The sequence below is a fragment of the Marinobacter sp. Hex_13 genome, assembly GCF_001566815.1.
Taxonomy (GTDB): domain Bacteria; phylum Pseudomonadota; class Gammaproteobacteria; order Pseudomonadales; family Oleiphilaceae; genus Marinobacter; species Marinobacter salarius.
In genome coordinates, this window is record NZ_LSMM01000095.1 from 1 (window position 1) to 13928 (window position 13928).

11 protein-coding genes are annotated in these 13928 nt (G+C 58.7%); 5 read left to right on the forward strand and 6 right to left on the reverse strand.

Annotated elements, in window-relative coordinates; translation table 11 throughout:
- Nucleotides 1–157: 157 nt before the first annotated feature.
- On the reverse strand, nt 158–2752 hold the full coding sequence (gene acnB, locus AXW11_RS20720; RefSeq protein WP_036205853.1) for a bifunctional aconitate hydratase 2/2-methylisocitrate dehydratase: 2595 nt from the start codon (nt 2750–2752) through the stop codon (nt 158–160).
- Between the two features lie 194 nt (nt 2753–2946).
- Here acnB and AXW11_RS20725 point away from each other — a divergent pair, with 194 nt between their 5' ends.
- The gene (locus AXW11_RS20725) at nt 2947–3549 is read left to right on the forward strand and encodes a MiaE family protein (RefSeq protein ID WP_036205028.1); all 603 of its coding nucleotides are present in this window, start codon (nt 2947–2949) and stop codon (nt 3547–3549) included.
- A 13-nt stretch (nt 3550–3562) separates the two neighbouring features.
- Here AXW11_RS20725 and AXW11_RS20730 read toward each other — a convergent pair whose 3' ends face one another.
- A complete protein-coding gene (locus AXW11_RS20730; RefSeq protein WP_041333775.1) occupies nt 3563–4498 on the reverse strand; it encodes a LysR family transcriptional regulator in 936 nt (311 codons plus the stop codon).
- Between the two features lie 119 nt (nt 4499–4617).
- Between AXW11_RS20730 and AXW11_RS20735 the strand changes: the two genes are divergently transcribed.
- The 3 genes from AXW11_RS20735 to AXW11_RS20745 all read left to right on the forward strand — a co-directional run bounded on the left by AXW11_RS20735 (nt 4618) and on the right by AXW11_RS20745 (nt 6953).
- Complete coding sequence (locus AXW11_RS20735; RefSeq protein WP_091641455.1) at nt 4618–5388, forward strand: ferredoxin--NADP reductase; 771 nt, start codon at nt 4618–4620, stop codon at nt 5386–5388.
- A gap of 101 nt (nt 5389–5489) precedes the next feature.
- On the forward strand, nt 5490–5828 hold the full coding sequence (locus AXW11_RS20740; RefSeq protein ID WP_087148974.1) for a DMT family transporter: 339 nt from the start codon (nt 5490–5492) through the stop codon (nt 5826–5828).
- Nucleotides 5829–5843: 15 nt separating this feature from the next.
- Nucleotides 5844–6953 carry a hypothetical protein gene (locus AXW11_RS20745; protein WP_041333778.1) on the forward strand — a complete coding sequence of 370 codons (1110 nt, stop codon included), beginning with the start codon at nt 5844–5846 and terminating at the stop codon, nt 6951–6953.
- Here AXW11_RS20745 and AXW11_RS20750 read toward each other — a convergent pair.
- The gene (locus tag AXW11_RS20750) at nt 6947–7669 is read right to left on the reverse strand and encodes a DUF2182 domain-containing protein (protein WP_158498360.1); all 723 of its coding nucleotides are present in this window, start codon (nt 7667–7669) and stop codon (nt 6947–6949) included. The genes AXW11_RS20745 and AXW11_RS20750 overlap by 7 nt on opposite strands.
- 40 nt (nt 7670–7709) lie before the next feature.
- The gene (locus AXW11_RS20755) at nt 7710–8315 is read right to left on the reverse strand and encodes a DUF1326 domain-containing protein (RefSeq protein ID WP_091641452.1); all 606 of its coding nucleotides are present in this window, start codon (nt 8313–8315) and stop codon (nt 7710–7712) included.
- Nucleotides 8316–8443: 128 nt separating this feature from the next.
- On the opposite strand from AXW11_RS20755, the gene AXW11_RS20760 reads away from it, so the two are divergent.
- Nucleotides 8444–10423 (forward strand): winged helix-turn-helix domain-containing protein, encoded by a 1980-nt coding sequence (locus AXW11_RS20760; protein WP_091641449.1) that lies wholly within the window; start codon nt 8444–8446, stop codon nt 10421–10423.
- Here the strand turns inward: AXW11_RS20760 and AXW11_RS20765 are convergent.
- Nucleotides 10404–12200: a glycerophosphodiester phosphodiesterase family protein gene (locus AXW11_RS20765; protein WP_091641446.1), complete on the reverse strand. Its 1797-nt coding sequence runs from the start codon at nt 12198–12200 to the stop codon at nt 10404–10406. The genes AXW11_RS20760 and AXW11_RS20765 overlap by 20 nt on opposite strands.
- A gap of 33 nt (nt 12201–12233) precedes the next feature.
- A partial coding sequence (locus AXW11_RS20770) for an LTA synthase family protein (protein ID WP_286792681.1) occupies nt 12234–13928 on the reverse strand: 1695 nt, incomplete at its 5' end.

Below are 13928 nucleotides of genomic sequence, written 5' to 3' on the forward strand. Positions count from 1 at the left end.
GGTCCACAGGGGACTTGCACCCCCAAGTCATCCGGCCAGCACCACCTGTACCGGAACAGCGCCCGTCAAGGCGCTACGCGCCATGCCTGGCGCACAACAAAAAAAACGCCAGCCCGAAGGCTGGCGTTTCCATGGAGCTAAACTAGAAGGTCAGGTTTTAAGCAACGTTCGCTTCAGACGCCTTCTTGGTGTAGTTCTCCATCTGGTCGAAGTTGAGATACTTGTAGATCTCTTTCGACATGCTGTTCAGGTCCTTGGCGTACTCCATGTACTCCGCCGGAGACGGGAGTTTGCCCAGTACCGCACCAACCGCTGCCAGTTCCGCAGAGGTCAGGTACACATTGGCACCATCGCCCAGACGGTTCGGGAAGTTACGGGTGGAGGTGGACAGCACCGTGCTCTTGGCTGCCACGCGGGCCTGGTTACCCATGCACAGGGAGCAGCCCGGCATTTCGGTGCGAACACCGGCGGTGCCGTAGGTGTTGAAGTAGCCTTCTTCCATCAGCTGCGCCTGGTCCATCTTGGTAGGCGGAGACATCCACAGGCGGGTCTTCAGCGGCTCCTTGTTCATCTCCAGCAGCTTGCCAGCAGCGCGGAAGTGGCCGATGTTGGTCATGCAGGAACCGATGAACACTTCGTCGACCTTGTCGCCGGCGACTTCGGACAGGAACTTGGCGTCGTCCGGGTCGTTCGGGCAGCACACGATCGGCTCTTTGATGTCAGCCAGATCGATTTCCACAACGTGGGAGTACTCGGCGTCTTTGTCGGCACGCATCAGCTTGGGATCGGCAATCCACTCTTCCATCTGCTGGGCGCGACGCTCCAGGGTGCGCGGGTCGCCATAACCTTCGGCGATCATCCAGCGCAGCATGGTGATGTTCGAACGCAGGTACTCAGCCACGGACTCTTCAGACAGGTTGATCGTACAACCGGCTGCGGAACGCTCAGCGGAAGCGTCAGACAGCTCGAACGCCTGCTCAACGGTCAGGTGCTCAAGGCCTTCGATTTCCAGGATGCGACCGGAGAACTCGTTGATCTTGCCTTTCTTCTCAACGGTCAACATGCCTTGCTTGATGCCGTACAGCGGGATCGCATGTACCAGATCGCGCAGCGTGATGCCTGGCTGCATTTCGCCCTTGAAGCGAACCAGGACGGATTCCGGCATATCCAGGGGCATAACGCCCGTCGCTGCAGCAAACGCCACCAGACCGGAACCGGCCGGGAAGGAGATGCCCATAGGGAAGCGGGTGTGAGAGTCGCCGCCGGTACCGACAGTGTCCGGCAACAGCATGCGGTTCAACCAGGAGTGGATGATGCCATCGCCCGGGCGCAGGGAAACACCGCCGCGGGTGCGGATGAAGTCCGGCATGGTGTGCTGCATTTCCACGTCAACCGGCTTCGGATAGGCGGCGGTGTGACAGAATGACTGCATCACCAGGTCGGCCTGGAAGCCCAGACAGGCCAGGTCTTTCAGTTCATCACGGGTCATCGGACCAGTGGTGTCCTGGGAGCCGACCGTAGTCATGTGCGGTTCGCAGTAAGTGCCGGGGCGAACGCCTTTGTCTTCTTCCAGACCGCAGGCCTTGCCGACCATCTTCTGACCCAGGGTAAAGCCTTTGGTGCCTTCTTCCGGATCATTCGGCAGACGGAAGATGTCTGTGGCGCCCATGCCCAGTGCTGCGCGCGCCTTGGCGGTCAGGCCACGGCCGATAATCAGCGGAATACGGCCGCCGGCCTGAACTTCGTCCAGGATAACCTCTGACTTGAAGCCGAACTCCGAGATGGTTTCACCCGCCTCGTTCAGGATCTTGCCTTCGTAGGGACGGATGTCGATAACGTCGCCCATGTTCAGGTCGTCAACCGGTGCTTCGAAAACCAGGGCGCCAGCATCTTCCATGGTGTTGAAGAAGATCGGGGCTACTTTGTTACCAATGCACACGCCACCGGCGCGCTTGTTCGGAACACCCGGAACGTCGTCACCGAAGAACCACAGTACTGAGTTGGTGGCAGACTTACGTGAGGAGCCGGTACCAACAACGTCGCCTACGAAGGCAACGGGCAGGCCCTTGGCTTTGATGTCGTCGATCTGACTCATTGGGCCAGTAACACCGGGCTCTTCCGGCTTCAGGCCATCACGCTCCATTTTATAGGCAGCGCGGGCGTGCAGCGGGATGTCCGGACGGGACCAGGCATCGGGAGCCGGTGACAGGTCGTCGGTGTTGGTTTCGCCGGTAACCTTGAAAACCACCATTTTGGTGCTTTCAGGAACCTTCTTCTTGTTGGTGAACCACTCGGCGTTGGCCCAGGATTCAACCACAGCCTTGGCGACCGCGTTGCCGGCGTCCATCTTTTCCTTCACATCGTTGAAGGCATCGAACATCAGCAGGGTGCGCTTGAGCTTTTCGCCGGCCTGTTCGGCCAGTTCAGAATCGTCCAGCAGGTCGACCAGGGTCGCGATGTTATAACCGCCCTGCATCATACCCAGCAGATCAACGGCCTTTGGCTTGTCCAGCAGGGGAGACGTTGCTTCACCCTTAACAATGGCGGTCAGGAAAGCAGCTTTTACATAAGCGGCTTCGTCCACACCCGGCGGAACGCGGTTTTCAAGCAGATAGACCAGCGTCTCTTCCTCGCCGGCTGGCGGGTTTTTAAGGAGATCGACCAGTGCGGCGGTCTGCTCAGCGTTCAGAGGCTTCGGGGGAATGCCCAGAGCCTCGCGTTCTGCAACGTGTTCACGATAGGCTTCTAACACGATATGGACCCTCATCAGTTGGAATGTCCCGCGCCTTGGGCGTCGTTGCCTGGCGGGAGTTTTATGGCGAAAAGGCGCTAAGTTGGCGCTGCATTCTATAGGAAACCCCTTATAAAGTTAAGTTGGACTGTGGTCGGATATTGTGGTTTGTTGCGGTATACTGCCGTGCCCGAGAAGCCGACCTGCTGTAAACAATGACCGATTCCCTCGACCAGATTCACGATTTCCTGCCCTGCAAAACGCCACAGCGATGGATTGAAAACGCCCTGGCCAATCAGGACCTGATGCTGATTGATCATGCCCATTGTGAAAAAAAAGCAGCGTCCACGGCGCTGAGTTTGATGTATCGCTATGTGGATAACACCGACCTGCTCAACAGGATGTCGCGTCTTGCGCGGGAAGAGTTGCGTCATTTCGAGCAGGTGCTGGCTATCATGAAAAAGCGGGGGGTGAGTTATGGTCACCTGAGCCCGGCTCGATATGCAGCCGGGTTGCGGCAGGAAGTACGCACAGAAGATCCCGGTCGGCTGGTGGATGTGCTGATCGTGGGTGCCATTATCGAGGCCCGTTCCTGCGAGCGGTTCGCGGCGCTGGCACCGCATCTGGATGCGACACTGTCAGATTTCTACACCGGGCTGCTGAAGTCCGAAGCCCGACACTACCGTGACTACCTGACATTAGCCGAGCAGGCCGCGGGAAACTCGGTGGAGGATCGGGTTGCGACCTTCCTCGCGCTGGAGCAACAACTGATTGAGACACCGGACACCGAGTTCCGGTTCCACAGCGGGCCAGTCTGACTTTAAAGCGGGATCAAGAAGATTTCCTGTCGTACAACAGGCCGCGCTCCTCAGGAAGCGGTGGATCCTGAAGTTGTTCGCACAGGTCAATCCAGCGGTCGATGCCGGCGCTCCGATACTTCTGTTTGTGCAGTATGAAATAGAAGGTTCGGTCGAACTGTCGTTCCTCCGGAACCTTCAACGGTACGAGGCTGCCCCGCCTGAACGCATCGGCAAGGCACACCCGTGACAGGCAGCCGATCCCAAGGTTGGCTTCCACCGCGCGTTTAATCGCCTCGGTATGCTCGAGTTCCAGCAGTATGTCCAGGTCTGGCAGCAGGCCGTGCATGCCACGTTCAAAGGTCTGCCGGGTGCCGGACCCCTGCTCACGCATCACCCAGGTTGCCGAGCGAAGGTCCGCATCCGAAAGCCTACCCTTCCGGGCAAAGGGATGGTCCGGGGAACAGAAGACCACCAGCTCGTCTCCTCGCCAGGGTATAACCTCCAGCTCAGAGGATTGCAGTTCACCTTCAATCAGCCCGATGTCGAGTTCAAAATCCTTGACGCGCTGGGCTATGGTGCGGGTGTTGGCCACTTCAAGCGCCACTTTCGGGTGGGTAGGGGTATTCATGTATTGGGCCATGACGCCAACAGCCAGATAGTTACCAATAGTGAGGGTAGCGCCGACTTTCAGGGCGCCGACTTCAGTATGCTTGCTGAACGCCTGTTCCAGTTCCCCGGCCTGGGCCAGCAAAGCCTCGACCTTTGGCCGATAGAGACGGCCGAGCTCATTGAGCTGCAGTCGTTTTCCGACCCGGTCGAAGAGCTGGATGTCGAACTGGCTCTCCAGTTCTTTCAGGGCGCTACTGGCCGCGGACTGAGACATGGCCAGGGAATCCGCCGCACGGGTGATGTTCTGGAAGTGCGCCGCAGCCAGGAAGACCTCGAGTTGGCGGAAGCTAAACTTCATAATCGATAATTCCGAATAAGGTTATGAAAATATCCCATTTTGTCGATAGGTTACCCTTGGGTTACTATTTACACAATGATTTTTACTTATTTGCTAACGGCTAACGAACGGGCGATACCATGAGCAACCTGAATAAAGAGCGTGTAACAAGTGTTCGTCACTGGAACGACACACTCTTCAGCTTCACCACCACCCGTGATCCGGGGTTCCGGTTCAAGAATGGCCACTTCACAATGATTGGCCTGGAAACCGATGGTAAGCCGCTGATGCGTGCCTACAGCATCGCCAGTGCCAACTATGAAGAGGAGTTGGAGTTCTTCTCAATCAAGGTTCAGGACGGCCCGCTGACGTCACGTCTGCAGAAAATTGAGGTTGGTGACGAGATCATGGTCAGCCGCAAGCCCACCGGTACCCTGATTATGGACAACCTGCTGCCGGGCAAGAATCTCTGGCTGATCAGCACGGGCACCGGTCTGGCACCTTTTATCAGCATCATCAAGGACCCGGAAGTCTATGAGGCCTTTGATAAAGTCATCGTGACCCATGGCGTTCGCTACAAGTCCGAGCTGGCGTACCAGTCCGAGATCGAGGAGCTGCCGAATAACGAGTTCTTTGGTGAAATGGTGGATGGCAAGCTGCTTTATTATCCTACGGTCACCCGTGAGGATTTCCGTAACACTGGGCGTCTGACCGACGCTATGGAAAACGGCAAGCTGACGAAGGACCTGGACCTTCCGGAATTTGACCTGGAACATGACCGGTTCATGGTGTGCGGCAGTCCCAGCATGTTGAAAGACACCTGCTCCATCCTCAATAACATGGGGTTCAAGGAAGCACGCCATGGTAACCTCGGCCACTATGTGATCGAGAGGGCCTTCGTGGAGCAGTAAATCCTCCGCGTCGCCAGGGTTGATCCCAATGTCCGCAAAACCCCGAAGTGAGAGCTTCGGGGTTTTTGCATTTTGCGCCAGTCTGAAAGGTGAATTGTGGAATGATTCAGTGGTTATATTTGTCGGTGGCTATCGTTGCGGAGGTCATCGGAACCTCCTTTCTAAAAAGTTCTGAGGGTTTCACCCGTCTGTGGCCGTCGCTGGTTGTGGTGGTGTCCTACATCCTGGCGTTCTACTTCCTGGCGTTGACCCTGAAAACCTTGCCAGTGGGAGTGGCATATGCGGTGTGGGCCGGTGCCGGCGTGGCCTTGATTGCGCTGGCGGGCTACCTGTTCTTTGGGCAGACGCTGGACCTTCCCGCCATCCTCGGCATCGGCCTCATCGTTGCCGGCGTTATGGTAATCAACGTATTCTCAGGCAGTATAGGGTCAACGCATTGAGGCAGAGGTGGATGTTTGAAGAAGGCCATGGCGATTCTGGGTATCGCGCTGCTGGTTGCCGCAATCGCCAGTGTCGCCTCCGATCCGGTACCCATTGAGCAGAAACTGATTTCGATTCAGGCTCGGGAGGCATTGCCCGGTTTTGATGGTATCGGGGACGAGCCTGTTGACGTCCAGGCCGCCATTCTGGACCTGGGGGACGACCCTCTTCTGCTCCTCAAGGCCCAGGCAGCTTTGATGGCACACCCTGACATGGCCCGCGCCGTTTTTCCGCTTTATGCGTCCGAGCCGGAATTCCAGGAGGTGTTGCGCACCTATGGAGAAAACGCCCTGCCGCCGATTCACTACTTCCTTCGCCAGCCCATCAGCTCCATTGAATGGATGAACAAAGCTGCCCGTCAGTATGAACGCGCCCGGGACTATATTGCTGAGCTCCGCGGCAAGGACCAGAGCGAACGGACGCCGGAAAAAACGGAGTCTTTGACGCCCGAACAGCGAGGCTGGTACGCAGTGAACTTCATCCGCAACGAGGGCCACGATTTTCTCGGGCAATTCGTGGTGGACGGGAATGGTCAGACCCAATGGGTACAGACCGAGAGGATTACGGAAGGGGTTGCCCAGTTCTTCACCAGCGGCGTGCGACAGTTGGAGGCGGATTATCGAACTGGAGAAGACATCTCCGCCAGTGACATAGGCTGGGCATCGGTGGATGTGTTGGTGTTTGCCAGTGCCGTAAAGGTACTTCGGGCCGGTCGCACGGCGGCAAAGGCGACCCAGGGGGCCAGGCTTTCAACACGCTCGGCGGCATTGGCTGCCCGTATTACCGGTAGCGGGCGGCTGATTCTCCGTAGCGCCCGCTATGCGAAGTGGCCCCTGATCATTGGCGCTGGCTACCTGGTGGTCGCCCACCCCAGCATCATCAACGACTTTTTTGCCGGGGTGGCCGATGTACTGGGTGTCTCCCCAATGATGGTCCAGCTCGCGGGCTGGTTGCTGATCCTAGTGCCGCTGTTCTATCTGGCAAGCTGGTTACTTTGGCCGGCCATCGCGCTGTTGAAGGGGCTGCTTGCGCTGCTCTACCGGCTCGCTGGCCGCAGGCCCGGTTATTTTTCCGGCCTTCAGTAGAGGGTTCCCACTAAAAGCCCCCCGACAATCAGAGCGGCGCCGGTGATCCGGCTAAACGTTTGCGGCCAGGGCACCAGTTTCTCCGCCAGGAAATAGAGCGCAAGCACTGCCATCCAGGCCAGGTTCATCACTCCGCCGACGAACATTAGCAGCATCAGCGCCCAGCAGCAGCCGGTGCAGAAGGCGCCATGGCGGGCTCCCATTGTAAAGGCACCGATTGCGCCGTCGCGCCATTCCGTCATCAGGAAGGTTATGGGTGACTGGCATCTGCTCAAGCAGGCTTGTTTTAGAGAGCTGAACTGGAAAGCCCCAGCGACAACCAGCAGGCAGCTCCCGAGAAGTGGTTTCAGATGCCCCATTGCCGAGGTCATCAGGGTGTTGGCGTGCAATGCCCATTGAGCCACGGCTGCGACCGCGCCGAAGGCGGCCCAGACGGCAAGGTACCCGGCCATGAAAAACCAGGTTGGTACTGCGGCCTTCTCGAGCTGGCGCCGGCGCTGGTGAACCCGGATATAGGTCATGATCATCGGGGCCGCACCCGGAAGCATCATGGCGGCCATCATCACCATCCACATGACGGTGCCAAGGCCGAGGAATGACAGACCTGAACCGGCCGCCATAGTCATTGGCATGGCCATATAGGCCCATGCCAATGCGGTCAGGATTCCCAGGGAGGCGCCTATGGCCGCACGCTCCCACGAATGAATCTTAGCCATTGTCAGTTCCATCGAAATCACCTCAGGTGTCTCTCCGTTGTCAGGGGCCGGCGTATTCGAATGGAGAGTAGAGCGCTGTCCGCGCGCTCATATCCAGATCGATGCCGTGATTCTGATGGCGCAAACTCCGTGACTTCGCAACGACCAGTGAGTGGCCCGGAGCGACGGCCAGTGGGTGGTTGTCGATCGTGACCTTGCGTCCATTCTGGCCTTCGATCGCTTTGACATCGGCTTCGTAGGATGAGCCGATGGTCAGATGCCGCCCGCCGTCATCAACGGAAAACCCGATGGGCTGTCTCTCGACAGCAAGAACGTCTCCGATCATGGAGGCCAGCAGTTCCGGGTGGCCGCCGGCCTTGCCGCCGAAGATATTGCCAAGCGCTTCCTGCTGGTGCTCATCGGCGCGTTGGTCGAGGTACAACACAACTTTCCAGTTGCCTTCTGCCATGGGCCCCGGGGCGTTGAGCGCAAGCGCTATATTCAGATCATCAAGCGCCACCTCGCCGTAAGCTCCTTTCTTGATGTGCCAGCCGACCAGGGCCGAGCAGTCGCCTTCTGTCGGTGGTTCCAGGTAAATGCATGGGCAAGCGCCTTTGCATGTGCAACTTTCAAGATAGTCACCCTGAATTTGCCATTGGGTGCTCATCGTCGCCTCCTTACTCAAATTGAGGGTTGGTGTGCGGTTACTGCTATTGTCAGTTATAGCCCTGAATAGGTGTTTTGAGGTGATGAGGGGATGAGAATATCGTGAGAATGTAGCGGAGGGAGACGATCATGCCGCAACGGATGTCCGACATACTGGCGGCCCGGGCTCACCGGACGTTTGTAGGGCGCGATACAGAGCTTGGCACCCTGGAAACCATGTTGATGCCAAAGGGGCCGAGGGTGTTACACGTTCACGGTATCGCCGGCATTGGCAAGTCCGCGTTGCTGGCGCGTTTCGCAACGATCGCCCGGGCCGGGGGAGCAACGGTTATCCTGCTTGATTGTCGCCATGTGGAGCCTACTGAGCAGGGTGTGCTCGGGTCGCTCGCGGAGGCCATTGGTGACACAGGATCGCGTGCCGGGGACATCGCTGATCGGTTGGGAGAGCTGGGCGGCGCTGTTGTACTGGCCTTCGATACCTTTGAAGTATTCAGGCTTCTGGATACCTGGTTGAGGCAGGTGTTCATTCCGCTATTGCCCGAAAACGTAAGGGTGGTTCTGGTGGGGCGCCAGCCGCCTACCTCAGCCTGGTACGCGAGCCCGGGATGGGGGTGGTTAATGCGGGCTGTCCCGGTTTCCTCGTTGACCGACACAGAGGCGGAGAACTTCCTGCAGGGCCTGGGCCTGGAGCAGGCGGACATATCCCTGATCGCCCGCTGTACTCATGGCCATCCGTTGGCGTTGAAGCTCGCTGCGGCAGCCGTGAGGGAGGCCTCGCCGGAGCAATGGCCCACCGGTGCGCCCTTGCAGCGCGCCCTTGATGAACTCACACAGATTTTTCTTGAGGATGTTGGCGATGAGGTTACCCGGCGGGTGCTTGAGGGGGCGGCCGTTGTCCGCCGGGTAACCCTGTCGCTACTGCAAGCGCTGTTTCCGGATGTGCCGCCCCAGGATGCCTGGGAGAGGCTGCGTCGCTTGCCCATTGTGGTTGGCGCCAGCGATGGTCTGTTGATCCACGATGCGGTGCGAGAGGCCATTGCGCGTTCCCTGCATGCGAGTGATCCGGCGCGCTATCTCGAATACCGCCGTACAGCCTGGCGGCAATTGGCGACAGAGGCGGGCGTTGCCGGTGGCGGTGATCTCTGGCGATACACCGCCGACATGCTGTTCATGATTGAAAACCCAGTGGTGCGGGAAGCGTTTTTCCCGAGTGGTTCCCCCACGTTCGCCGTAGAGCCGGCCCAGGCAGACGATGGACCTGCGCTGGAGGATATTACCCATACCTGGGAGGGAAGTGAGGCCGCTGTCGCTTTGATGGCGTGGTGGCGTCGTTTGCCCCAGGCATTCTCATCGGTCCGGGACGGTGAGGGCCGCATGGTAGGTTTCTACGGCAAGCTCCGTTCGGACGAGCTCCAGCCGGCCTGGCTGCTGGACGATCCGATAGCTGGCCAGTGGTATTCCCATCTCAAACAACATCCCATGCCCCGGGATGCCATTGCCCTGTTTTGCCGCCGCTGGTTGAGCATTGATGACGGAGACTCTCCGGGTGACGTACAGGCAGCGGTTTGGCTGGACCTGAAACGTGCCTACATGGAGCTCAGGCCCAGACTTCGCCGTGTTTACCTGACAGTCCGGGATATGGGCGCCTACGCTGCTGTCGCCAGACGGTTGGGTTTTGAAGTGCTGGAAGATCACACCGTTGTGTTGGATGGCCGACGCTACCATTCTGCCGTGCTCGATTTTGGCCCCGCCTCGGTGGACGGCTGGCTGGCGGACCTTGCAGCTGCGGAGCTTGGCGTTCGGCGTGGGAACGAACTGTTGGACCCGGACGCCCGGGAACTGGTACTCGAAACGGGCAGGGTAGCTCTGACGCCACTGGAATTCGGTGTCATGCGTTACCTGAATGCTCGTGAGGGCAAGGCCGTGTCGCGCAGTGAACTGTTGCAGGATGTGTGGGGGACGCGATACGAGGGTGGCAGCAACGTGGTTGACGCGGTGGTTCGCACCTTGCGCAAGAAACTGGGGGATCAGGCTGCCCGGGTCGAAACCGTGTCCGGCGTGGGGTATCGGCTACGGCCCGGTGGGCAGACTAGCGCAGCCAGTTCCTGAGCTTGATCACCAGAAGTTCTGCGTCGGTCAGTGCCTGTCGGCGTTGTAGCAGTTGCGCCAACACAGCCGGTCGGTCGGTAATGATATTATCCACCCCCATGTCGATAAAACGTGACATCGCCTGCGGCGTATTGACCGTCCAGACATGGAGTTCGTTGCCAGCACGGTGGGTGCGCGCCACCGTAGCGGGAGTGACACGGTTCTGTCGCAGGCCCAGTATGTCAAAGTGTTGCTCCCACAGCGGACCAACGATGAATTGTGCCAGCAGGCTGGTTTTCAGCGAAGGCTCCAGTTGTCGCGCTTCGGCCAGGACCCGCCATTCGGCGGCCGCAATCACCGTGTTCTCCACGGCATCCATGCGCTGCAGCATATGGACCACCTCCCTGGTCAGGTCGGGCGTCTCCGGAGCGGGCTTCAGATCGAGGTATAGATGGGCTTGTCCTCTGGTGGTTTCAATGACCTGTTCCAGGGTGGCGATTCGCTCATCGCTGAACGCAGGGCCGAACCACGAACCAGCGTCCCGGGCACGGGCCTCTTCCAGGGTGATATCGGAGATCCTGGCGTTCAGGCCGAAGACACGTCGCATGTCGGTATCGTGCCAAAGCACCGGCACGCCGTCCGCGGTCATGCGGATATCCACTTCAACGTAGTCGGCGCCATCCTCAATGGCTTGTCTTATGGCGCTCATGGTGTTTTCCGGCGCCTTGAAAGCACTGCCACGATGGGCAGTGATGGAAACATCGTCCTGGTGGTCGAAGGATTGCAGGACAAACCAGGCCTGGGTGGCGGCCAGGATGATGATTAAAAGCTCGGCCGACCACGCCAGTGGTGAGGCCCGCCGGGGCAGGGTTTGGGCAGTGCTGTGACGGTGGTGCCCCGTTGCCTGCCTATACACGCTGTATATCAGCATGCTGTAGGCCGCCATGCCAGCAAAGGCGGCGGTGAGGGTGAACAGGATATAGAGCGCGATCAGGCCCAGGGTGACGGGCATCAGCACGCCCATTCGCTCCGGCAGGCTCGTTATGATCTCGCCTCCCACTGCCTGGAACAGCCATGTAACCACGATGGGGATCAGCGCCAGGCCGACCAGGCCTGCGATGATTGCGCCCATCACAGGCAGGCGCTGGCCGTGGATATAGCGGCTACTTTGTCTGAGAGCGTCGCGCGCACCTCTGCGCTCCAGCAGGAGCAGGGGAACCGATAGTACCCAGCGCAGATAAAGCCAGCCGTTACATACGGCGATTCCCAGCGCTGCGACACCAGATATGCCCAGGAACCACCAGACTTCGGGTGGCCGTTCCAGCTTCAGATAGTAGATGTCGTGGGGGGAGATCAGCCACTGGTAACTCACCACTATGGCCAGCAGGAAAGGCACAGCGATCAGCGCATGGCCGCCCAATTGCAGCAGGGTGAGGGTGAGTAGTTGTTTGAAACGTCGCGCAAGAGCCCACAGCGTCGCAATGGCTATCCGGTATTCGCGGCCTCCGCCGGAGGCGGCAATCCAGGTCATGCCCGCCTGTTGCAGGATTACCAGGAGAGCGGTCAGGGTCGCCGTTGCGCCGATCCATAGTAAGCCGCCAGGGGACACCACAAACTGCACCAGCCCACCAGTGCTGATGGCGGCGTGACCGGTTATCGGCCGAAGCGCTGCCAGGCCGCTGGAAAAGAGCGGCGCAATGGCGGCCAGAACGAGGCCGGTGAAAAACAGATAAAAGACCAACAGCGCCCGGCGATGAACGTGCAGGAATGCCAGAGTGTGCAGTGCAAGAATCTTCATTCAGGTAGCCGTTCCCATATCGAAGTTTCAAGCTCAGGGGTCCTCAGCGGGCTTCATGAGGGCTGCCCTGTTGAACAATGCCGTGCGCTCATCGAACGTCAGGAATGGTTCGGCATTCGTCGCCTCAAGCGTGCCAAACAGCCGCTCCGGATTAAAGCGCCAAGTGGTGCAGTCGGTCATCAGTTCGCTGCAGCTCAGAAGCTGCCCCGATTCCCTCAGGAAATACTTGAGCCCTGTATAGGTGTCCGCCAACAGCAGGTCGCGTTGCTGTTTCGGTTGCTTGACCATCAGGCTCCGGCCAATCATGTCGCCGGCCTCTGTTCCGAGCCCCGTTGCATCCAGGATGGTGGGTGGAATATCGATTTGCGCCACGATCTGGTCGCGATTGGCGTAATCTTCGAGTGAATCGCTGTCCGGAGGACGTATCGCCAGCACACCAACGTTGCTGTTCAGAGGTACGGATTCATGATCCTTGCGAATGAATCCGCCGGACTCATCCGATGTGATAATGACTAAAGTGTCGTCAAGAATGCCGTCGGACGCCAGGTCGTCAAGAAACCGATTCAAGGCATCTTCCATGGTTCTCATGGCCTTCTTACGCGCCTCCTGAGGCTCCGGTGTGATGTCCTCGGTGCTCAATTCGTCATCCAGTGGTTGTTGCTCCGGCTCTTTTCCGATTTTAAACGGGTGATGGGTCCCCACGTTCAGCAGGGTGACCATCCACGGGCCGGGCTTCTCATCAAGCTGTCGCAGACGCTTTGCAACGTTGCTGAAATAGATCGGATCAGGTGGCCCCCAACCTTCCACTTCTTCTTCGGGGCCGTTGAAGATCGTTGCGCCGGTGACGTCGATAAATCCGGCCTGCGGCATGAACTCACCCTTTTGCATGTAATCCAACGGCGCGGCCTGCCAGTAGGCCGTGTGGTAGCCATGTTCCTTCAGATGTTTGGGCATGCAGTCCACCACAACCCGGCCTTCAGCTACATCAACCATTTTCCGCGATTGCCGGCGGAAGTCCGGGTATTCGCCACACAAGATGGCAAAGGTGCCGCGATCTGTCTGGCGCTCCATGCTCAGCGAATTCCGGTAGATACGAAATCCATGTCGGCGCAGGTTTTCTTCAAGGCTGGCCAGGGTAACGGTTGGGTCGAGATCGTGATAGCGGCTCAGGCTTGGGAAATAGCCGCCGGACATACCCTCAATCATGACCAGCAGCACGTTGGGGTGGTCCCTCACAATGGGGGCGGCAACCTGGTGACGAAAAAAACTCGCCGTCTGCAATGTTTTCAGGGCCTTTTCAGACCCGTTGAGCTCCTCGTCTTCCTTGGATAGTGCTGGGGCGAGTGGCCCGATGATCGCCCCTGGTATCTGGGCGAAGAAGCTGGCGACAACGTTGTTTGCGGGCGTTGTAAGGCTCTGGAACGACACGCCATAGACCGCGGCCACGAGCACCGCAACCACCACCTGCCCGGTCCTGCCCGCCGGCAGTGCTTCTGTGTCGATACGACGGTGCTGCCAATGAAGAATCCAGGCAAGGGAAAGGTAGACGGGAAGCCAAAGCGCGTGAATGTTGATCAGGCTGCCAGTCACAAAGGTCGGATCAACGCCCTTGCCAATCAGTGACAGCTGGAACAGGGTTCCGTGAACGGTAAGGTGCATACCGGCAACAAACGTTGCGCATCCCAGAACCACGACCAGAATAACCCTGGAAATGCCTCTAGTGATGCA